The sequence below is a fragment of the Methanohalophilus sp. WG1-DM genome, assembly GCF_004104135.1.
GTDB classification, from domain to species: Archaea; Halobacteriota; Methanosarcinia; order Methanosarcinales; family Methanosarcinaceae; genus Methanohalophilus; species Methanohalophilus euhalobius.
Map to the genome: position 1 here is coordinate 134586 of NZ_RRBA01000002.1, position 20826 is coordinate 155411.

A 20826-nucleotide genomic window follows, 5' to 3' on the forward strand; every position below is an offset into this window, starting at 1 on the left:
TATATACCTTTGAATTTTATCTTCTTTATGCATTACTTTCTGTATTAATAGAGGTGTATAAAATGTATGGTATTGCTCTAGATTTGGGAACAAGTGGTTTTCGGGCACAATTGATTGATCTTGATACGAAGGATGTTTTAAAGACTGCTATTACAATGCGCCATCCTCTGCCGGGCGGAAATGTGATGGATCATCTGGATTTTTCTATTCAGGTAGGTCCTGATATTTCACATGAAATAATGATGGATACGGTAAAGAAAATAATCGAAAGACTTGATGTTGACCCGGCAGATATCAGACGTATTGCTATATGTGGAAATCCTATACAGCTTTCAATTTTCCAGAACATTGAGATCCGCGACCTGGCGTATGCAGGTAAAAACAAACAAAAAAAGCTTGGTGTCGAAAATGTGGTGCGTGATGCCCGGGTTTTCGATGCTTCTGAGATATTTGATGGTGTGATTCCCCTTCCAAATTGCGAAATCATAGTCCCTCCCGCAATCAAACATGAAATTGGTGCCGATGCACTGGCAATGATGATTAAGACCGATTTCTATGAACAGGAAAAACCTTCTCTTGTAACGGATTATGGTACAAATGCCGAAATGGCACTTAAAGTAGGGGAAAAGATTATTACTGGCAGTGCAGCTGCAGGTCCTGCAATTGAGGGGCAGGGTATATCCTGTGGTATGCTTGCAAGTCCCGGTGCAATATCCGATGTAAATCCTGAGGGTGATTATTGGAGAATTACGATTTTGGATGAGGATATGTCTCCCCGTAAAGCCCATCTGATTGACCCGGCCACCGGTGACATAAAAGAAGCCAGTGACCTGATTGCAAAAGGTATTACCGGTACGGGTGTAATTGCATCAATTTCGGTTGCCCTGGATACTGGATTAATCGAGAAACTTCCAAATCTGCCCAACGGTAAAATTATCCTGGCTGATGGTGTGGAAATTTATGACAGGGATATTGAAGAAGCAGGCAAAGCTATTGGTGCGATACGTGCTGCACACCTGACTTTACTTGTTGAAGCAGGTCTTGCCTATGAAGACCTTGATTATATGTATATGTCCGGTGCAACAGGTGCATATATTGATGCGGACAAAGCCAGGATACTGGGGTCCTGTCCAAACTTTTCCAAATCAATAGTGCAATTTGGTAACACTTCTATCTCCCTTGCAAGGGAACTTGTATTTGATGTAGGTCGTCTTGAGGATGTTAAGGAAGTAGCCAACAAAATAAAGGCCGACCATTTGATGATGGCAGAAAGCCAAACATTCTCGAACTTCTATGTTTGTGAACTTTCCTACTGGACACAGGGAATGCCCATTGAAACATACAATCAGATGCTTGAAATGTATGGTCTTCCAAAATTACCTGAGCTTTACAAGGATCCTGTAATTGAAAAAAGGGTCTCAAAGGATATTGATGAAGTAGGCAAAGAAGGCCTTGAAGTTGTGAGAAATCTGGGTATCGTAATAGAAGAGGAGGCTCCGGATTGCATTCTTTGCCGTAAGTGTGAAGAGGAATGTCCTGAAGATGCTATTATAGCGCTGGAAGAAGGCGGTAAGAAATATGTGCATTATGATAGTGAAAAATGCCTTGGGACTTCCTGCCATCGATGTGTTGCAATTTGTCCGGTGGATGCAATTCATTACATAGACATTGATATCAAAACAATCTGATGTCTCTTTTTTTTGAGCCGGTGCGTGTGTGGCGCACCTTTTCCTATTTATAAGTTCTTTTGTGCCAAGAGTAACACATCCAACATTAAATTGAGTATATTTTGAATATCAATTTATAATGCGGTGATAATTTCAGATATCTCAGGCTGAACAAAATAATGTTCTGTCTGCTTCTTGCAGATAGGAGTTCTTTTTTGAAGTAAACATTAATGATTCTCTCTATGGATTCACATTTCTAATAAAAGATTTATATATGAAAACCTTTTTTTGGTTATCGCATTAACCTCACTGGGAGATGACAGGGTGGAGTCAATATATTTCTTACAGATTGCACTTGCTGTGCTTCTTATGACTATTATAGCTCATCTGCTGAGTATGCGTTTTCGTATGCCTATATTGATCTTCCTTCTGATTGAAGGAATAATCGCAGGTCCTGAAGTTCTTAATATATTGGATCCCATGATTTTAGGTGAAGGCCTCTCAGCAATTGTTGCCCTTTGTGTGTCTGTCATTGTTTTTGAAGGTGGCCTTCACATTGACCTTCATTCTATACGTAGTATCCAAAAAAGTGTACTAAGACTTGTTATATTTGGTATTGTTATAACATTTATACTAGCCACGGCTGCCAGTTACTATATTGCAGGACTACCTTTGAATATTGCTGCCCTTTTTGGTGCACTTGTAACAGCTACCGGTCCAACTGTAATAACTCCACTTGTAAGGAATGTCAATGTTTCCCATAAAGTTAGCAAGATACTTGAACTTGAAGGTGTTCTCAATGATGCTGCAAGTGTCATATTGGCGGCACTTATTTTTGAATTGATTGTCTCACCTCTTTCCGGCTTGGAACTTGTCAGTTTTCTCATACAACGAATAGGAATGGGACTGATTTTAGGGCTGGCCAGTGGCTTTTTGCTGCGAAATATCCTTGGCAAAATGCTTCTTACTGAACAAACCGTACGGTTCATTACCTTTACAATGGTGATTGCCACCTTTGTGATTGCTGAATCTTTTGCCAATGAATCGGGAATTCTTGCCGTTGCAATATTTGGTATTATGGTAGGTTCATCCAAAGTTCCCTATAAGTCTGCACTAAAAGAGTTCAAGGCTGATCTTGTATTGATGATGTTGTCTTTGATCTTCCTGTTACTTGCAGCATTATTGCGTTTTGATTATATTATACAGATAGGGTTTGTGGGTGTAGCGGTTGTAATGGTTTTGATTTTTGTAGCCAGGCCAATTTCTGTATTTCTTTCTACCAGGGGTACATCTTTTAATCGGAATGAGAAATTATTCGTTTCCTTTGTTGGTCCAAGGGGCGTGGTTCCAGCTTCGATTGCAACCTATTTTGCAGTAAAGTTAAATTCAATGGGGATGGTAGGCGGTGATGCCCTTGTAGGACTTATATTTATTACCATCATCATTACGGTTTTAATGACCGGTTCCCTTGCCAATCGTGTAGCTAAGTTCTTAGGAGTGATTCCAATGGAGATACTTGTTGTAGGTGGCGGTGAGGTTGGACAGATTCTCGCCGAGCGTTTTGAAAAGAGAGGGGAAAATGTAGTGGTTGTAGACCCTTCCGAAGAAAATTGCCAGAAATTGATGAAATCTGATATAAGAGTTGTGCATGGTGATGCGGAAGATATTAATGTCCTTAAGGAAGCAGGAATTGATCATGCTAAATATGTGGTTGCAACTACTGATGAGGACAATACTAATCTTTTGATTTGCCAGATTGCCAAGACCAAATTTAGTTTTGATAAGGACCAGATCGTTGCACGTGTAAATAATATTGAAAATCTTCATGCTTTCTGGGACCTTGAAATAAGAGCAATGAGTCCTGCAATGACAACTGCTCTTGTGCTGGATAATATGGTCGGCCATCCTCATATGTTCTCCATGTGTGAAGTAGAGGAAGGGGCCGCCATCATAGAGGCACATGTAAGTAATCCCAAAGTTGTAGGCAAAGCTATAAGGGAACTTAACTTGCCTGAAAGCAGTCTTCTGCTTATGGTTAGAAGAGGTGAGAAATCCTTTATTGCCAATGGAAGTGTCGTGCTTGAATATGACGATATTGTAACTATAATTGGTGAAGGCGATTCAGCACAGAAGGTTGCAGACCTTTTTGAGCGTTGATTACTTTCAGTCCACTTCAAACATCTATATATACCCAAACGCCATATTCGTCTTTGCCTCTCTAGAATTAAAAACAAGAGGTCAAGGTGATTTTATGGAAGATATTGCAAAGAGTATACAGACCCAATTTAAGGATATGGGAATAGAAGTTCCTCTGGAAGAGATTGAAGAACGGCTAGATAAACTTGTTAACAAGTTCAAAGTTCCTGCCAATGAGGCACGAAAAAATACTGTAAATGTTTTACTTAAGCAGTATAATGTCAACAAGAATGAATTTTTCAACCAATCAAAACCCGCAACAATGTCTAATATTGCGGATGTGAAAGCAGACCAATGGGTAAATGTCGACATTAAAGTACTACAATTATGGGATAATTCAAACAGTTCAATTTCCCAGGTAGGTCTCGTAGGCGACTCTACAGGTCGAATAAAATTTATCAAATGGTCCAGGGATAATCTTCCTGACGTTGAAGAAGGTAAATCATACCGTTTTAGTAATGTGGTTGTTAATGAATGGAATGGTAAGCTGGAATTAACCCTGAATCGTACCAGTTCTATAGAACCGCTTGCAACAGATATTGATGCAGGTTCAACTTCGGCTGGTGCTTCTGAAGAATGTCAGGTATCAGATCTGAATCAGGAAAATATGTGGGCCAACATTGAAGCCAAGGTTGTCCAGTTATGGGACAATTCCAATGAAGCAATATCCCAGGTTGGGATTCTTGGGGATGAATCCGGTACTATCAAATTCATTAAATGGTCTCGTGATGATCTGCCTGATGTAGAAGAAGGCAAATCTTACCTTTTCAGTAACGTGGTTGTCAATGAATGGAATGGTAAGTATGAAGTTACCCTAAACCGTACCAGTAACATTGAGCCTCTGGAAGAAGATATTGATACCTCCTTCCAGCCCCAGGGGTCGGCTGAAGACCGTTTACTTTCAGAATTACGTCAGGAAAATATGTGGGCCAACATTGAAGCCAAGGTTGTCCAATTATGGGACAATTCAAATGATGCAATATCCCAGGTTGGCATTCTTGGGGATGAATCCGGTACTATCAAATTCGTCAAATGGTCTCGTGATGATCTGCCTGATGTCGAAGAAGGAAATGTTTATCGTTTCAATAACATTGTTGTCAATGAGTGGAATGGAAACTATGAGGTAATTCTCAACCGTACTACTACAATTGAACCTCTCTCTGAAGAAATAGAAGTGGGAGCTAATAGTTTCCAGGGTGCAATGATTGATATCCAGGATGGGTCCGGTCTTATTAAGCGCTGTCCTGAATGTAACCGGGCACTTACAAAAGGAGCCTGTATGGAGCACGGTAAGGTTGATGGGAATTATGACCTGCGTATCAAAGCTGTGCTTGATAATGGGGAAACTGTGCAGGATGTTCTTCTGAACAGGGAAATTACCGAAGAATTGACCGGTATCACTCTTGAGGAAGCAATTAATCTTGCAGCAGATGCCCTTGATCAAACGGTAGTGGTAAGTAAAATGCGTGAGGACCTTGTGGGAAAATATTATTGTGTGGAAGGATCGCTTGCTGATCGTTACTTAATAGCAAAATCCATTGAACCATTATCCACTGTTGATATGGAAAAGGTTGATGAGCTTATTGCAGATCTGGAGGTGGCCTGAATGTCTACCTATGTACGTGAAGTAGCAAAAAGAATGTTTGCAAAAGAGTTTAGGAATTCGGATCTCTCATTCAGGGAAGGTGACGATGTTTATTCTCCTCAGTATCTGTTAACACCAACCGGGGCCAGGGTAAATCGCCTTTTTATTGTAGGGACTCTTATCGAGAAGGAAAATATAGGCAATGAAGCGGAATACTGGAGAGGTCGGGTTACAGATCCTACAGGTACCTTCACAATATATGCAGGTCAGTATCAACCGGAAGCAGCACAACTGTTGTCAGAATGTGAAACTCCCGCATTTGTAGCTGTTGCAGGCAAACCCAGTGTTTATGAGACTCCTGATGGGGACACTATTACTTCCATAAGACCTGAATCCATAAGCATAGTTGATGGTAACACACGGGATATGTGGGTTGTTGATACTGCTATTCAGACAATTAACAGATTAAATGATCTGGATGGTTCGGATACATATGTGACTCGTGCTAAAGAACATTACAACACCGATAAGGGAAGTTATTCATCCATGGTACTGGATGCTTTGAAATCCCTGAAAGAACAGATTTGATGTGTGCTTTATGCACACCTTTTTTTGCATAAGTATAATAAATGAGTAAATCTATTTTTATTCGGGTGATATTTGTGAAAACTTATCTGCTGGTGTGGTTTAACAGTGAAGGTGCCAGTCCCTCTGAAGTTAACCGTCGCCTTCTGTCTCTGGGGTTTAAACCAATTCAGGGATATTATGACTATGTCTATGAATGGGGCAATAATGTTCATGTTGAGGATATCCTCCAGTTTGGGGATAAAGTACACCTGAGCCTCAATGGGCTTGGAGTTATATTTAAAATAGAAACGATTGATGGGAAAAAGTAAACGGATTAATTGTCCGCTTTTTCTAGTTCTCTTGAAAATCCGACAAATCCACAGGAATTTCCTTTAATTTCTATAAATCTTGCTTTTACTTCACCGTTTTCAATATTTAGTTCGGCGGCCATAGGGTCTGACATGCGGGGCGATGTCGGAGAGCCGGGACACAATACCAGTACATCTGTTTTTTCCAGGATTGGGCTGTGAATATGGCCGAATATAAGCACATTAACACCCATTTCAAGGGCTTTGTAGCGCAGGGCAGTTGTATCGTTTATTGATAGGGCGGCTTCGTGGACCACGCCGACCCTTATGCCGTCAATGTCAAGTTGCAGGGTTTCGGGAAGAATCTCTTTTAACTCGTATGTATCAGAATTTCCATATACTGATTTGAGTTTCCCTGTATCGTTGAAAGCCTTATAACATTCTAGTGTAGTAAAATCCCCTGCATGTATTACCATGTCATATCTGTCAATCAGGGTTTTCAAATCAGGAGGAAATTCTCCACTTTTGAGATGTGTATCTGAAATAACTAGTATCTTCATGTTTTTACCTTAATGGAGACTCAGGTCTACAAGTTCGTATTCCAGGTTTTCCATTTCAAGTTTACTCATTATAGTCGGGACCTGCTCATCGATTGCAAGCACAAGGGATGAAAGCCCATGGAATGCAGCTTCTACGACCGATTCCTTGGCCCCATACATAACATCGGGTTGACTTCCAATTTTTTTGAGTGCCACGAGCGATTCAACTCCAATCACCGCTATATAGTCCTTTGATTCGGTGAGTTTTTTCAATCGTCCCAAATCTACATTTCTGGACCCCTGTCTTTCGCTGCGGGGAATCTTGCAGACTGTAATACTTGCCGTTTCCAGATCGATCATCCCGGTAAGGTTGGTGACACCTACATCTTCTCCTTCTTCTGCATCAGATACGGTGACACCCCGGGCATCTGCTTCTTCTTTAGTGTCAACATATAGCAGACCGTTTCTCATATGAAGATAGACCTCTTCGCCTTTATCCAGATTTTCATCGGCAATAGCAGTCCAGGTAGATACATGGCTTATGATATCACTCATTACGAATTTGGCATATCTTTTCATGTCAGCAGCATTTTCCAGGACCCATTCTACTCCATTTTTTGTAATTCTGTAACGTACCCTCCCATCAGAATAAATATATCCTTCAGATGTAAGTTCCTTGATATATTCTGAAACTGCCTGGGGGGTTACTCCGACTTTCTCTGCTATTTCTTTCTGTCTGACATTGGGTTGATGGGCGGCAACTTCGATAAGTATCTGGAATTTGGTAATGCCGCTTTTACTCTGGAGAATGTCAATCATTTCTTTTCCTCATTTATTTTCAATCTCTGGCCCATAACCGTTAACCCATTTGCTCTTCTTGCAAGGGATCTTATGTATAATGCACTTCTGTTGAGCTTACGTGTAAGAGCACTCATAGAATGGTTGCCACTTTCTACTTCCTTTTCAAGTTCTCCTATCAGATCTTTTATCTCTTCGTAAGGAGTGAATGTTAAAGTAATTATTTCACTGAGGTCGTCAAAAGAACACTGGAAATTCGCCTGTACTTTTGAATACGATGAGTGATATTCCTTATCCGGTTTTTTTCCAGGTTTGGGCATGCGCCACTGGCTTTCCAGTAACCCGCATTTCTGGAGTATATCGATACTTTCCTCTGTGTCAATTCCCATTTTTTCGTCAAGCTGGCCTTTTGTCATCCACTCTGAACTGAGTGCGTTAAAGACATGTTTATGCTCCTTTGATCTGAATGTTTGTAGGAGGGGTACCATTTCAGATGGGTCGTTTATTATTCGGGTTCTCCTGGGCATCACAAAACCTCATATGTAGGTAATTGATTCGATTTAGAAAAGGTTAATACAGCTATACTAATATGGTCTTAAGATTAATAAATGTGTTGTAGTATTTGTGTTGATACTTATCGCAGTTTTTTCCTTGTACATTTATACCGTTACATTTATTCAATCCTGTTAACAATACTGTTCAGGTATTATGACAGAGGCACTGTATTCTAAAATATTCAGGTTGCTTGATAACCGACAGCTTTCGATCAGTGGCATCACGAGAGACCTCAAATCAGAAGGTATTGATGAGCATCGTTTGATCATGACCGGTTATTTGAGGGCACTGAGAGATCTGAAAAAACTTGATGAAATAGAGGTGCCTCCATCAAAGACCTATAAACTTCCAGATAATGCTGAGAAAGAAGAAGATAATATTTATTCTCTTATAGGTCATCATCTGAAGGATGTTCCTGCATCCAAACGCATCTATGTAGCAATCTATGTATTTTCTTCTCTGTTGGAAAGGCCGGTTTTCAGGGCAGAGTTAAAATCGATGGGTTTTCATGAAAATACGATCATGGATGCAGTGCAAAAGGGCAATCCTATCATAGAAATACCTGAAAAAGACATCAAGATCCTGCGCAATTCTATTACCCGGATATCCATTCCCTCGATTGACCCTGCTTATGAAATAAGCGGGAAAGATAATGATAATCTCCGGTATGTAGGTATAGTCCTCCTTCCGGTGCTCAAGGCGCTTATGAATCTGGAAGGCCTTGTACCCAAGACTAAACAAACAAAACTGGCAACTTAAAAGAAAGGTAAAAAAGAAAGGTATAATCCCCTTCATTCAATATAAATAGCCGGTCTCATTGGTGCTGCAAAGCGGGCTTTCTTTTCGGGATCATACGTCTCTGCACCTTCCCTGGCTATCTGCACTTCACAACCAATTTCCTTTTCAAAGAAACTTATTGCTTCTTGCAGCGTTTCTTTTTCGTCCAGGTTGAAACCGTATACCATCTCGAATTTCTCTTCTTTCATGGCCTTTATGTCATCAACAACTTTCTTTGCAAACTTGGGTATTTCTTTACCGTAAGGTCTCATTTCGGGATCCTGCATGAGATTCTTTATGAGAATTCCCGGGTTGAGATTTCCCTGTTGCTGGAGTTCAAGAGCCTGCTTAAAAGCTTCTGATTTCCATTGGGAGGCTGTATAGAGGACAAGTTTTTGCGGCTTTATACCGGTGACTTTTATTATTTCCTCAACATCTGAAAAAGTGTTGCTGATCAGCTCTTCGCCGGCTTCGGCATCCCTGTCGATAAGTTGTGGGTCATACTCAGGATATTTTTGCAGGGACACATAACCTTGCGTTTCTTCCATTTCACTCCAGATTTCCTCACATATGTGGGGAGTGAAAGGTGCCATCAGGCGCACCCATGTATCGAGTATATCATACTGGAGGGTCTTTCCTCCTCTTCTCTGATACCATTTCACATCATTAAGAAGCAGGAAGAAAGAATTCTGTAGGGCCTGCCGGGTGCGTATACCTTTAAGGGCCTCGTTTGTTTCACTGATACGCTGCTGCAAGCGGCTCTGTATCCACCTGTCTATCAATTGTTTTTCCCTGTAGGTTCCAGAGGTACATTTGGTATCGATAGTATCTTTTGCAAAATGGTAGAACCTGTCGATCTGTCTCCTGGCGGACTCGATGCCACTGTTCTTCCAGTCTGCATCCTGTGTTTGTTCGGCACTGGACAGGATATACATCCTGGAAATATCCGCACCATAATCTTTCACTGCCTCACTGAGTGTTAGCAGTGGTCCCTTGGACTTACTCATTTTCTGTCCTTCTAGAGATACAAAACCATTGATTGCAATGGCACGAGGCCAGTTCTCTTCTTTGAATATCGCAACATGATGGAAAAGGAAGAACAGGAGGTGGTTGGGTATCAGGTCTTTTCCTGAGGATCTGAGATTGACGGGATACCAGTAATTGAAATCTTTTCGCATGCTTTCAATTACAGAGATATCAATTCCACTTTTTTCTGCTGCATCCTGCACCCTTCCCTTTCCAAGAAGCACATAATCAAAGAGTTCGGGCACCAGTTGCTCGGTCTTAATATCTTCAGAGAGAAACTTTGCAACTATGTAGTAGGACATGTATACCGTGGAATCTCCCAGGGATTCGATCAACCAGTCCTTATCAAAGGGCAGGCGTGTTCCGAGGCCTTTTTTACGGGCGCAGGCTTTGTCTTTAAGCCAGTCAACTTTATTATTGAACTCCACCCTCAGTTCTTCGGGGATTATATCCATATTTTCTATGCAGCGGTATACTTTATCCTTCCACTCAGGATTGGAATAATTGAGGAACCACTGGCCCTTAACCATGTTTACTACACATGGGGTTCCACACCGGCAGACCACAGGTTCACTGAATTCATAGAATATCTCGCCGATTTTCTCATCGATCAAATCCTGTGTAAGAAGATCTTTTATCTTTGAGACCCTTGTGCCTGCATATTTCCCGGTATTTTCTTTCAGGGTACCTCCGTGGAATTCCCGCCGATAGACCATTTTTGTTGCAGATTCGGCTTTTGGATCATCCTGGTCCTGTACTCCAAATTCCTCCACCGCTTCAACTGCCGGATATTCTCCGTATTCAGGAACATCGATAAGGGGTATGAGCTGGATGTTCTGGAGATTTTCTGTAATACCGTATTCTGAAAGGTCTCTATCATAAAGGTCCTTCAGGGCCAGATAATCATAAGGTGCATGTGCGGGCACACTCATAACAACTCCGCTTCCGTTCCCTCCCCTGACAAAAGATGCCGGAAGGGTGATGACTTCCGAGTCTGTCAATGGGTTTTTGGCCTTTATTCCGATGATGTCCAGGCCACTTATTTTCCCTATGAGTTCGACTCTACGATCTGTGTAGGTAAGTTTGTTGTATGCTTCTTCACTTACAATCCAGGTCTCTTCATACTCGTCGGTTTTCACTTTCGCCTTGACATATTCCACATCAGGGTTTATCCAGAGGTTGGTGACCCCGAATGTGGTTTCCGGCCGCAGGGTAGCACAGGGTAATACCATGCCATCGTAGGTGAATTTGATCAGGGTATAATCCACGATAGTGGCTTCTTCTCCCCTGAGGATGTCATGGTCTTCCACAGGATTGTCATCATTGGGGCACCATTTGACAGGGTGTGAACCTTTTACAATCAGTCCCTTTTCGTAAAGCAGATTGTATTGCCATTCGATGAATTTTTTATATGTTTCATCGGTCGTGGTGAACTTTCTTCTCCAATCAATGGAATATCCAATGGATCGCATGGCTTTTTCTGCTTCCACACTGAAATATTCCACGATTTTTTCCGGAGAATCAAGTCCTTCAAGGATATTCTTCGGAATGCCATGGAACTTAGAATAGACTTCCATCGTCTGGGGTTCCCTGTTGGCGATTAGTTCAGCAAGTCCTACAATGGGCGTACCGGTTACGTGGAATCCCATCGGGTAGAGTACATTGTATCCCTGCATCCTCTTGTGCCTTGCAATAACGTCCCCGATGGTGAATGTCCTGGTATGGCCTGCATGCAGATTCCCATTGAGATATGGGTAGGGAACAGTTATGAAATATTTATTCCGGCTGTCAGGTTCGGCCTCGAAAACTTTGTCCTGAGACCATATATTTTGCCACTTTTTTTCAATGATGGCAGGTTTGTAGTTCTGCTCCATATTCATTTCCCCTCAGTACAGGACCTTTCTGATAGCCTCCATTGTGGCATCAACTACAATGGGTTTTGGTGCAACGGATATTACTTCTTCCGGGTCCTTGAGAAGATGTCCTGTAGTCACGCAGACCACGGATTCATTTGCACCTATTACTCCGGTCTCTACAAGTTTTTTCAGACCGGCAACAGAGGTGGCACTTGCAGGTTCAACGCCGATTCCTTCAAGTTGTGCCAGGTCTATCTGGGCTTCCACCAATTCATCGTCAGTAACACTTTCCGCACCACCATTTGATTCGGAAATTGCTATAAGGGCCTTTCTGGCATTAACCGGATTCCCTATCCGGATTGCTGTTGCGATAGTTTCGGGATTCTTTTCAGGGGTAATATCAGTTTTTCCTTCCCTTACGGCTTTTACTATTGGGCAAGAACCTTCAGTCTGTATTCCCATCATCTGTGGGACTTTATCTGTAATTCCCAGTTTCTTGAATTCTTTGAAGCCTTTATGGATGGCAGTAATGTTGCCTGCATTACCTACCGGAAGTACCAGCCGGTCAGGCATTTGGAAATCCAGCTGGTCTGCGATTTCAAAACCTATTGTTTTCTGTCCTTCCAGCCTGTAGGGATTAATGGAGTTTAAAAGGTAGATCTTTTCCTCATCGCAGAGTTCTCTTACAAGTTCCAGAGCATCATCGAAATTGCCGCGTATGCTAAGCACCTTTGCGCCATGCATCAGGGCCTGCGCAACCTTGCCCAGTGCAACTTTCCCTTCCGGTAACAGTACAACAGCAGGAACTGCCGCTTTTGCACCGTAGATGGAAAGGGCTGCGGAAGTATTACCTGTAGATGCACAGGCAATTGTTTTCATCCCTAATTCCAGGGCTTTGCTGACACCTACGGTCATACCTCTGTCCTTGAAGGAACCGGTAGGATTCATGCCTTCATGTTTGACATATAGTTCCCTGACACCAATCTTTTCGGCTAACCTGTCACATTTATAGAGAGGTGTGCCACCTTCCTGTATTGTTATAGGTTTTCTGTCAACAGGAAGAAGTTTTGCATATTTCCATACAGAAAGTGCAATTCCCTCTAAATCTTCCCTTTTAATATCAATCTGAGAATAATCATAAATTACATCAAGCAAACCGCCGCATTCACAGGTATACAGGACCTCTGTTTTAGGATATTCCTTACCGCATTCGATGCATTTTAAATAGTACATTGGAGTTCTCCTGATAGTTTTAAAGTTTTAATAGGGTGAATCTTATAACCTAATCAATTCCAATATAAATAAAGTACTCGGAAATGGCGCCTGACCCCTTCTATTATGTAATTGTTATTAAATCTGTTGAAAGACCACCGTTATCTTTATTGTAGGGAAGCCCCACCTATCCACCATGTACTGGAAGACTGTTCAGGGTACTCTTTTTGTTGATGACTTGAATGCTTTTTTGCAAAAACTGAATGATATTGCAGATGAACATGATGTTACCATACAGGCAATGGATGCAGGCAAAATAGCAGGTAGGGCCCATATCGAACTTGCAATAAAAAAAGCCAGAAAAGCATTCGATTCCGGCAGCAATGTGGCCCGGGACCTGGGGGTTGAAATTCTCCGGTATGCTTCCGGAAAACGACAGATTGTTGAAGCTTTTTCTATGGGTATGAAGGAAGGGGATATTTCTGTTGTTTTTCTTGTCCTGGGTGAAAAAAATAATGTAGATGCTGTTTTACCTGCACTTGATTCAATGGTCTCCAGGATTGAAGTGGTCGGTTATTCAGTCCAAAAGGAAGAGGCTGTAAGGGCTCATTTCAGAATCGGTTCTGCAGAGACAGATGCAATCGGTGTATCGCGGATACCTGACATCGTGCTGGAGCGAGTGTCACTGGTGGACATCCTGAAATAAGTCCATTGGTAAACTTATTAATAAGTACATACAGATTATTCATCTATATATCTATCAAATGAGAGGATTATTAATGCCACACCCGAAGACTGCAGAGAATATTATGAAAAATGCCGGTCCGATAGAAAGTGCCTTACTCCCCAAACTGATCCATGTCACAGAAGCTGCTGCTATTGCTGCTGCCCATCAGATAGGCAGGGGTGACAAGAATTATGCCGATCAGGTATCGGTGGAAGCAATGCGCAGGATGCTTAATTGCCTGGATATCAGTGGTGTCATCCAGATCGGTGAAGGTGAAAGGGATGAAGCACCAATGCTCTATATTGGTGAAGAAGTCGGTACAGGTAAAGGTGACCTTAAGGTAAATATTGCAGTTGATCCGCTGGAGGGTACCAATCTATGTGCAGACGGTGTACCGGGTTCCATCTCAGTTATGGCCATGTCCGAACCCGATGGTTTGTTCCACGGTCCAGATGTCTATATGGATAAAATCGTGGTAGGTCCACAAGTCGTAAAGTATGAACGCGAACACCCAGGAGAGGAAATTGATCTGGACGCCCCAGCAATTGACAATCTTGAGATAGTGGCCCGTGCTTTAAACCGCAGTGTAGAGGAACTTGTGGTTGTGATTCTGGACCGTGAGCGTCATAAGGATAAAATCGAGGAAATCCGGAAAACCGGTGCCAGGGTAAATCTGGTTTCCGACGGTGATCTTATGCCCGGCGTATCAACGGCTATACGTGGCTCAGGTATCCATGTGGTAATGGGTTCGGGTGGCTCGGGCGAAGCTGTACTTACAGCCTCTGCAATGAAGATCCTGGGTGGTAAGGTGCTTGCACGCCTGGTTTTACCTTCAGTTGCCAATCGCAAACCCGATGATGTAATTGCACGGGAGGTAGAGGAAAAGATGCCCCGGCTTAAAAAGATGGGCATAAACGAAGACAACATGAATGATGTTCTTGACACTGAAAAACTTGTACCCGGTAAAGATGTAATCTTTGCTGCAACTGGTGTGACCTCCGGGCATTTCCTCAAAGGCACCAACCTTTTTGGTTATGGGGACGCAAGGGTACACAGTATATCTATGGGTAGTTCCGGTGTTGTCAAATTTTCAGATTCTGTTTATATACATGATAAGGAAAATACGCCTCTCAGGCTATAATATGGAGATTTTGTTCTGTTAAATATACATATAGCAACCTTTGGCTGTACGGCCAACCAGTCCTCTTCCGAGATCCTTGAGGCTAAAGCGGTGGAGCTGGGCCACAGGCTTGTATCTGAAAGAGAAGCTGATGTGATCATATGCAACACCTGTACAGTCAAGGATACTACAGAGCAGAAGATATTGCACAAGATCAAGGAATGGGGCCTTCAGGGCAGGGAAGTAATTGTTACAGGTTGCATGCCTCAGGTCCAAATGGACGAAATATTAGAAAATAATCCCGAGGTTCATGTCCTGGGCATGAATTCCCTTCTTAAGCTCGGAGTAATTCTCAACCGGGTTCATGAAAGGCTGGGGGGACTTTCACTGAGGCCCATGAGTGTCTTTGATGATTCTCCTGAAGGTTTACTCAATGTACCCCGCAACAGGTCGAGTCCGAATATCCATATCTGCCAGATATCACAGGGTTGCAATAACCGTTGTTCCTATTGTATTGTTACACTTGCCAGGGGTCCCCTTTACTCCTTTGATGCCGATTCAATCGTTACAGACATCGAGCAGGCTGTTTACGAGGGCTGCAGTGAGATCTGGCTAACATCTCAGGACAATGCTCAGTATGGTTTGGATAAAGGAATTAATTTGCCTGCCCTGCTTGAGAGGATTACTGCAATTCCCGGAGATTTCAGGCTACGTGTGGGTATGATGAATCCTGCTTCAACACTTGAAATTCTGGATGACTTGTTAGAGGCTTATTCCAGTGAAAAGATCTACAAAGTTTTGCATCTTCCCATCCAGTCAGCTTCGGACAAAGTGCTTGGCAGGATGAAACGTAAACATACAATGGATCAGGCCAACAGGATAGTCGAAAAGTTCAGGGATACATTTCCTGAAAGTACCCTTTTCACAGATATTATTGTGGGTTTTCCGGGGGAGGATGAAGAGGATTTCGAACTTACACTGGACTGGATTCGAACCTATCGCCCCGATAAGGTAAATATTTCACGTTACACACCCAGACCGCACACTGAAGCATTGCAATTCAGAAATATAGATACACGTATTGTTGTGGAGCGCTCGGGCAAACTCCATCGGCTCTGTAATCAAATCAAACTCGGAAAAAAGGAAGATATGGTAGGAAAAGAAGTTGATGTATTCATCTCACAACAGGCAAAGGTAAAAGGATTGATGTCCCGCACTGCTTCTTATAAACCTGTTGTGATCCCTGAATCAGGTGAATTTAGTCCCGGTCAACGTTGCAGGCTGAAGATAGATGAAGCAACCCCGGGTTACTTTATCGGCCATCCGGTTTAAGATTATCATTTTCACCTGTTTGCATTCTTTTAACGATCTCCCGGTCATAGGATTTCACGATATCACTGCGGGTTATTATTCCTATCAGGGTAATTCTGTCCTTTCGGGAGACTACAGGTAATCTGCCCACATCATGGGCTGCCAGTCTTTTGAGTACGATATCAAGGGATTCATCAGGATACGCAGTAACAACATTTTTACTCATTATTTGGGTGATCGGTTTTTCCAGTTCTCCTTGCTTTACTTTGTCGCGCATATCATGGAGGGTAACAATTCCTGCAAGTTTTCCCTGATTGTCAAGTACAGGAAAACCTGCATGTTTGCTTTTATGCATCAGATTAAGAAGATTGGCAGCTGTGTCTTTTACATTAAGAAATAAAACATCTCTTACCATATTATCCCTTACAGTTAGCGATTCCATCACATTTACCTCGGTACCGGCTCTGATAACGTGTCCTCTTCTCCTGAGCAATTCTGTATATATCGACTCTTCATGAAGGTGAGTTGATATTACATTGCTGATTACACAGGTCAACATAAGGGGCAGGATAAGGCTGTAATCACGGGTCAATTCAAAAAGGATAAGCATGGCAGTCAGGGGTGCATGTACAACTCCCGCAAAAACTGCCCCCATCCCTACAAGGGCATATGCTCCCGCAGGTGCTGTGGACAGAGGAAAAATATAATTCACCAGTTTTCCAAAACCCCCTCCCAGCATGGAACCCGCAAAAAGGGCTGGTACGATCGCTCCCCCTGAACCCCCTGAACCAACAGTGAAGGCAAATGCCACTATTTTCAGGACAAGCAATATCAACAACATTTGCATGGCAAGTTCGTTGTTGAGGGATTGTTTGATGACATCGTAACCGATTCCGAATATCTGGGGATAGAAATAACCGATACATCCGACAACAAGTCCGCCAAGGGCTGGTTTTAAATAGGGTTTTATCGGGAGTTTTTCAAAGGAATCCTGGGTGAGATATGTACACTTTATGAATATTGCAGCCACAATGCCTGCAAGTAGACCCATAATAATGTAGAGTACTGGCTCGCGGAACGGGCTCTCCATCCCGTAGTAGGAAACCTGTATGGGCTGAATTCCAAAAATGATGTCAGTTACAAGAGTAGAAAATACTGAAGAAAGAACTACCGGTATAAGTGTCCTGGTCTGTAATTCTCCGAGAATTACCTCTACTACAAAAACCACTCCAGCAAGAGGGGCATGAAATGCCGCTGCAATTCCTCCAGAAGCCCCACAGGCAATCAATGTCCTGAAACGGTTGTCCGGACTTTTCAGCAGGTCGGCGACCGTAGCTCCTACTCCGGTTCCCGCAAGTATACCGGGAGCTTCTTTGCCCACCGATCCTCCTGTGCATATTGAGATCATTGAAAGGAATACTTCATAAAAAGCAAATTTGCTCTTTATCTTCCCTCCCTGAAGAGCTGTTGCCTCTACAATCTCTGCAACTCCACACCTACTTTTTTTCATAAATTTATAGGATATAAGGCCAACGCATAATCCTCCGGCAGCAGGGAGGAGGATGATATATATGGGCAGGCTATTATTCGGAGTGTTGAAAAAAAGGGTTGTAAAGTAATAGGTAACCTGATCATAGGCCACAAAAACCAGGGCTGTTATTATTCCTATTATTATGGCAAGGAAATTAGAAATGAACCCTTCGGTATAATACCGATCCTGTAACTCGTTTTTGAGGTTATTCAAAAAAGGTCGCCTTCATAAATAAGAAAGTAATAAGGAAAGGACTCCTTATTTATGTTTTCTTCATCATTTCGAGTAAGTCACACACCTTTTCAATAGTATCGTCCAGTGTCTTGGTGCCTGTCTCATCCTCGCTGAATGGCTTCTTGACAATGCCGCCGAAATGTCCGCCATCTCCCACAACAACCATTCCATGAATATGCATCCAGTCCTGGATTACCTGTATGGTCTTTTCCTGTCCCCCATTTCTGGAGCCACCAATAGCAATACCTGCACCAATCTTATCGCTGAGCTTGAAATTATGTCTCCTGAGCAGGACGCTTCTGTCAAATAGGGCCTTCAGCTGGGCAGTGGGACTTCCGAAATAGACCGGGGAAGCCACGATAATTGCATCCGCTTCATCCAGTTTTGGATAGATCTTTTCCATATCGTCATTGATAGGACATTCCTCGCTTTCCCTGCAATTGCCGCATGCAATACAGGGTTTGACTTCCATCCCTGAGAGGAATACCTTCTCAGTGTTAAATTCTCTTTTTTCAGCCATGGCGAGGACTCTGTTTATCATCTGTTCACTGTTTCCGTTCTTTTTAGGACTGCCTGATATGCCCAGAATTTTCATAAAATCACCTGACTGCCCGTATAGGTTTATGTTAATATTAGCTTTTGGGTGACTTTGGTATAAATTTATTAATCATAGGCCCTTCTCCTTATTGTAAAGAGGGAGCCGGGAATAATCATGTTATCCAGTCTTTTTAATCCTGATTCAGTGGCTGTGATCGGTGCATCAAGGAAAAAGGGTAAAGTGGGAAATGCTGTCCTTTCCAACCTTGTAAAGGATTTCAGAGGAAATATCTACCCTGTCAATCCCGGTGAGGAAATGATAGAGGGCCTTACATGCTATGCTTCCATCCTTGATGTGGCCGATGAAGTGGACCTTGCTGTTGTAGTCGTACCTGCAAAAGTAGTGCCTCCTACACTGGAAGAATGTGGAAAGGCAGGTGTGAAATACGTGGTGGTAATCTCTGCGGGGTTCAAGGAGGCAGGTATTGAGGGAGCTAAACTTGAACGCAGGTCCCTGGAGATTTGTAAGGAATACAGAATTCACATGGTAGGTCCCAACTGTCTGGGAATCATGGACCCGGTTGCAGGTCTGAACGCCTCTTTTGCTGCATCGATGGCATATGAGGGCAATATTGCAATGATGTCACAGTCCGGTGCCATATGTACTTCTACCCTTGATTGGGCAGAAGCCAATGGAATGGGGTTTTCCAAATTTGTAAGCCTTGGGAATAAGGCTGATCTGGGGGAAAACGAATTTCTGGCCGAATTCCGGGACGATCCGTCGACCTCGGTTATTGCAGCCTATCTGGAAGGTATCAAAAATGGGTCACAATTCATTGAAATTGCCAGGGATGTTTCCAGGAAAAAACCTGTGGTTTTGGTCAAATCAGGACGTACAGCTGCCGGTTCCCGGGCAGTATCATCCCATACAGGTACTCTTGCCGGCTCTGATCAGGCCTATAATGCCGCTTTTGATAAAGCCGGTGTGATTCGTGCGGATACGCTGGAAGATATGCTGGATTATATAAGGGCATTTTCAACCCAGCCAATCCCTTCAGGCAGGCGAATTGCCATACTCACAAACGCAGGTGGTCTGGGTATTCTCACGGCGGATGCATGTTATTATGAAGGTCTGGAGCTGGCTTCTTTATCTGGTGAAACAATTGAAGGCTTACGTGAGTTTCTGCCGGATGCTGCCAGTTTCTACAATCCTGTGGATGTACTGGGGGATGCAAGTGCAAAACTCTACGGTGATGCCCTTGAAATTGTGTTAAAAGATCCAAATGTGGATGGTGTAATCCTGTTGACTTCTCCCCAGGCGATGACTGATGTGACAAGCATCGCCAGGATTGTAATTCAAAAAATGGAAAATTCTGATAAACCGGTACTTTGCAGTTTTGTAGGAGGTACACGGGTTATGGAAGGCAATTCAATTCTTGTAGCAGGGGGAGTACCCAATTACACCTTCCCTGAAAGAGCAGTTGCCAGTATGGGTGCCCTGTGTGATTATGGGGAAAGGCGAAGTTTAACTTATCCTTTACCCAAACCGGTTCATTCGGACAGGAAAATGGCATCTGCACTGCTCGATGAAGCAGCAGCAAAGGATAAAAAAATCCTGGGGCTTGAATCATTTGATCTTCTGAAAGCTTATGGTATTCCAGTTGTGGAAACCGGGAAGGCTTCCACTGTGGAAGAAGCGGTGGAGGAAAGTGAAAGGATTGGTTACCCTGTAGTTATGAAAGTCCTGTCTCCTGACATTTCACACAAGACCGATGTTGGAGGTATCCGGCTTTCACTGATGAATAAAGATGATGTCAGGCGTGCCTATCATACAATGATGTCGGATGTAGGTCGCTACATGCCTTCTGCAAGAATTGCAGGTGTGCAATTACAGAGAATGATTGAAGGTGGCCGGGAAGTGATAATCGGTATGAACAGGGATGTGCAGTTCGGCCCGCTTCTTATGTTCGGGCTGGGTGGGACATATGTAGAGGTCCTTAAAGATGTATCTTTCAGGCTTGCCCCACTCAATGAAAAGGATGCTCACTCAATGATTTCTTCCATCCGTTCCTATCCTTTACTTACAGGTGTAAGGGGAGAAAAAGCATATGATGTGGATGCGGTGGCGGATGTCCTTGTGCGTGTTTCCAGACTTGTGGAAGATTTCCCGCAGGTCCTTGAGTTTGAAATAAATCCGTTGATGGTCCTTCCGGAAGATGAAGGTTGTTTTGCTATGGATATGCGTCTTACATTGAAAGAATCAAATTGATAAAAGGGAGG

The 20826-nt window shown here is 42.9% G+C and carries 17 protein-coding genes; 10 read left to right on the top strand and 7 right to left on the bottom strand.

From position 1 onward, the window contains the following. The first annotated feature begins 62 nt into the window (after window positions 1-62). The 5 genes from CI957_RS02640 (at window position 63) to CI957_RS02660 (ending at window position 6344) form a co-directional block, all read left to right on the top strand. Window positions 63-1688, top strand: coding sequence for a methylamine methyltransferase corrinoid protein reductive activase (locus CI957_RS02640; protein ID WP_128754160.1), 1626 nt, complete (start codon window positions 63-65; stop codon window positions 1686-1688). Between the two features lie 267 nt (window positions 1689-1955). After that, window positions 1956-3824, top strand: coding sequence for a cation:proton antiporter (locus CI957_RS02645; protein WP_342764915.1), 1869 nt, complete (start codon window positions 1956-1958; stop codon window positions 3822-3824). 94 nt (window positions 3825-3918) lie between these two features. Next, window positions 3919-5469 carry a replication protein A gene (locus CI957_RS02650; RefSeq protein ID WP_128754161.1) on the top strand — a complete coding sequence of 517 codons (1551 nt, stop codon included), beginning with the start codon at window positions 3919-3921 and terminating at the stop codon, window positions 5467-5469. Then, entirely contained in the window at window positions 5470-6036 is a 567-nt protein-coding gene (locus CI957_RS02655) for an RPA family protein (RefSeq protein WP_096712671.1), read from the top strand. Window positions 6037-6110: 74 nt separating this feature from the next. Further along, window positions 6111-6344, top strand: coding sequence for a hypothetical protein (locus CI957_RS02660; RefSeq protein WP_096712726.1), 234 nt, complete (start codon window positions 6111-6113; stop codon window positions 6342-6344). 5 nt (window positions 6345-6349) lie between these two features. On the opposite strand, the gene CI957_RS02665 is transcribed toward CI957_RS02660, so the two are convergent. Genes CI957_RS02665 through CI957_RS02675 form a run of 3 tightly spaced genes read right to left on the bottom strand, consistent with a single transcriptional unit; the run spans window position 6350 to window position 8187 of the window. After that, window positions 6350-6883 carry a metallophosphoesterase gene (locus tag CI957_RS02665; protein WP_096712672.1) on the bottom strand — a complete coding sequence of 178 codons (534 nt, stop codon included), beginning with the start codon at window positions 6881-6883 and terminating at the stop codon, window positions 6350-6352. A 9-nt stretch (window positions 6884-6892) separates the two neighbouring features. Beyond that, window positions 6893-7681, bottom strand: coding sequence for a winged helix-turn-helix transcriptional regulator (locus CI957_RS02670; RefSeq protein WP_096712673.1), 789 nt, complete (start codon window positions 7679-7681; stop codon window positions 6893-6895). Then, window positions 7678-8187, bottom strand: a complete 510-nt coding sequence (locus CI957_RS02675; protein ID WP_096712674.1) for an ArsR family transcriptional regulator — start codon at window positions 8185-8187, stop codon at window positions 7678-7680. Before CI957_RS02675 ends, CI957_RS02670 begins: the two co-directional genes overlap by 4 nt. A gap of 181 nt (window positions 8188-8368) precedes the next feature. Here CI957_RS02675 and CI957_RS02680 point away from each other — a divergent pair, with 181 nt between their 5' ends. After that, window positions 8369-8974 (top strand): hypothetical protein, encoded by a 606-nt coding sequence (locus tag CI957_RS02680; RefSeq protein WP_128754162.1) that lies wholly within the window; start codon window positions 8369-8371, stop codon window positions 8972-8974. 32 nt (window positions 8975-9006) lie between these two features. On the opposite strand, the gene leuS is transcribed toward CI957_RS02680, so the two are convergent. Together leuS and thrC are read right to left on the bottom strand one after the other, a co-directional pair. After that, on the bottom strand, window positions 9007-11892 hold the full coding sequence (gene leuS, locus CI957_RS02685) for a leucine--tRNA ligase (protein WP_096712676.1): 2886 nt from the start codon (window positions 11890-11892) through the stop codon (window positions 9007-9009). 12 nt (window positions 11893-11904) lie between these two features. Next, window positions 11905-13107: a threonine synthase gene (thrC, locus tag CI957_RS02690; protein ID WP_096712677.1), complete on the bottom strand. Its 1203-nt coding sequence runs from the start codon at window positions 13105-13107 to the stop codon at window positions 11905-11907. A 175-nt stretch (window positions 13108-13282) separates the two neighbouring features. Between thrC and cgi121 the strand changes: the two genes are divergently transcribed. From cgi121 to CI957_RS02705, 3 genes are all read left to right on the top strand, one after another. Continuing rightward, window positions 13283-13792 carry a KEOPS complex subunit Cgi121 gene (gene cgi121, locus CI957_RS02695; RefSeq protein ID WP_096712678.1) on the top strand — a complete coding sequence of 170 codons (510 nt, stop codon included), beginning with the start codon at window positions 13283-13285 and terminating at the stop codon, window positions 13790-13792. 73 nt (window positions 13793-13865) lie between these two features. Then, on the top strand, window positions 13866-14954 hold the full coding sequence (glpX, locus tag CI957_RS02700) for a class II fructose-bisphosphatase (protein WP_105460904.1): 1089 nt from the start codon (window positions 13866-13868) through the stop codon (window positions 14952-14954). 30 nt (window positions 14955-14984) lie between these two features. Continuing rightward, window positions 14985-16265, top strand: a complete 1281-nt coding sequence (locus tag CI957_RS02705) for a tRNA (N(6)-L-threonylcarbamoyladenosine(37)-C(2))-methylthiotransferase (protein ID WP_241645852.1) — start codon at window positions 14985-14987, stop codon at window positions 16263-16265. Here the strand turns inward: CI957_RS02705 and CI957_RS02710 are convergent. Beyond that, window positions 16246-17988 (bottom strand): chloride channel protein, encoded by a 1743-nt coding sequence (locus tag CI957_RS02710; protein ID WP_128754164.1) that lies wholly within the window; start codon window positions 17986-17988, stop codon window positions 16246-16248. The genes CI957_RS02705 and CI957_RS02710 overlap by 20 nt on opposite strands. Before the next feature lie 49 nt (window positions 17989-18037). After that, a complete protein-coding gene (locus tag CI957_RS02715; RefSeq protein WP_096712682.1) occupies window positions 18038-18604 on the bottom strand; it encodes a flavodoxin family protein in 567 nt (188 codons plus the stop codon). Window positions 18605-18721: 117 nt separating this feature from the next. On the opposite strand from CI957_RS02715, the gene acs reads away from it, so the two are divergent. Beyond that, window positions 18722-20815 carry an acetate--CoA ligase alpha subunit gene (gene acs / locus CI957_RS02720; protein ID WP_128754165.1) on the top strand — a complete coding sequence of 698 codons (2094 nt, stop codon included), beginning with the start codon at window positions 18722-18724 and terminating at the stop codon, window positions 20813-20815. The last annotated feature ends 11 nt before the right edge of the window (window positions 20816-20826 follow it).

Coding starts and splice junctions, on each gene's coding strand:
- CI957_RS02640 (WP_128754160.1), top strand. CDS start 63: ATGTATGGTATTGCTCTAGATTTGGGAACAAGTGGTTTTCGGGCACAA.
- CI957_RS02650 (WP_128754161.1), top strand. CDS start 3,919: ATGGAAGATATTGCAAAGAGTATACAGACCCAATTTAAGGATATGGGA.
- CI957_RS02655 (WP_096712671.1), top strand. CDS start 5,470: ATGTCTACCTATGTACGTGAAGTAGCAAAAAGAATGTTTGCAAAAGAG.
- CI957_RS02665 (WP_096712672.1), bottom strand. CDS start 6,883: ATGAAGATACTAGTTATTTCAGATACACATCTCAAAAGTGGAGAATTT.
- CI957_RS02670 (WP_096712673.1), bottom strand. CDS start 7,681: ATGATTGACATTCTCCAGAGTAAAAGCGGCATTACCAAATTCCAGATA.
- CI957_RS02675 (WP_096712674.1), bottom strand. CDS start 8,187: ATGCCCAGGAGAACCCGAATAATAAACGACCCATCTGAAATGGTACCC.
- CI957_RS02680 (WP_128754162.1), top strand. CDS start 8,369: ATGACAGAGGCACTGTATTCTAAAATATTCAGGTTGCTTGATAACCGA.
- leuS (WP_096712676.1), bottom strand. CDS start 11,892: ATGGAGCAGAACTACAAACCTGCCATCATTGAAAAAAAGTGGCAAAAT.
- thrC (WP_096712677.1), bottom strand. CDS start 13,107: ATGTACTATTTAAAATGCATCGAATGCGGTAAGGAATATCCTAAAACA.
- cgi121 (WP_096712678.1), top strand. CDS start 13,283: ATGTACTGGAAGACTGTTCAGGGTACTCTTTTTGTTGATGACTTGAAT.
- glpX (WP_105460904.1), top strand. CDS start 13,866: ATGCCACACCCGAAGACTGCAGAGAATATTATGAAAAATGCCGGTCCG.
- CI957_RS02715 (WP_096712682.1), bottom strand. CDS start 18,604: ATGAAAATTCTGGGCATATCAGGCAGTCCTAAAAAGAACGGAAACAGT.
- acs (WP_128754165.1), top strand. CDS start 18,722: ATGTTATCCAGTCTTTTTAATCCTGATTCAGTGGCTGTGATCGGTGCA.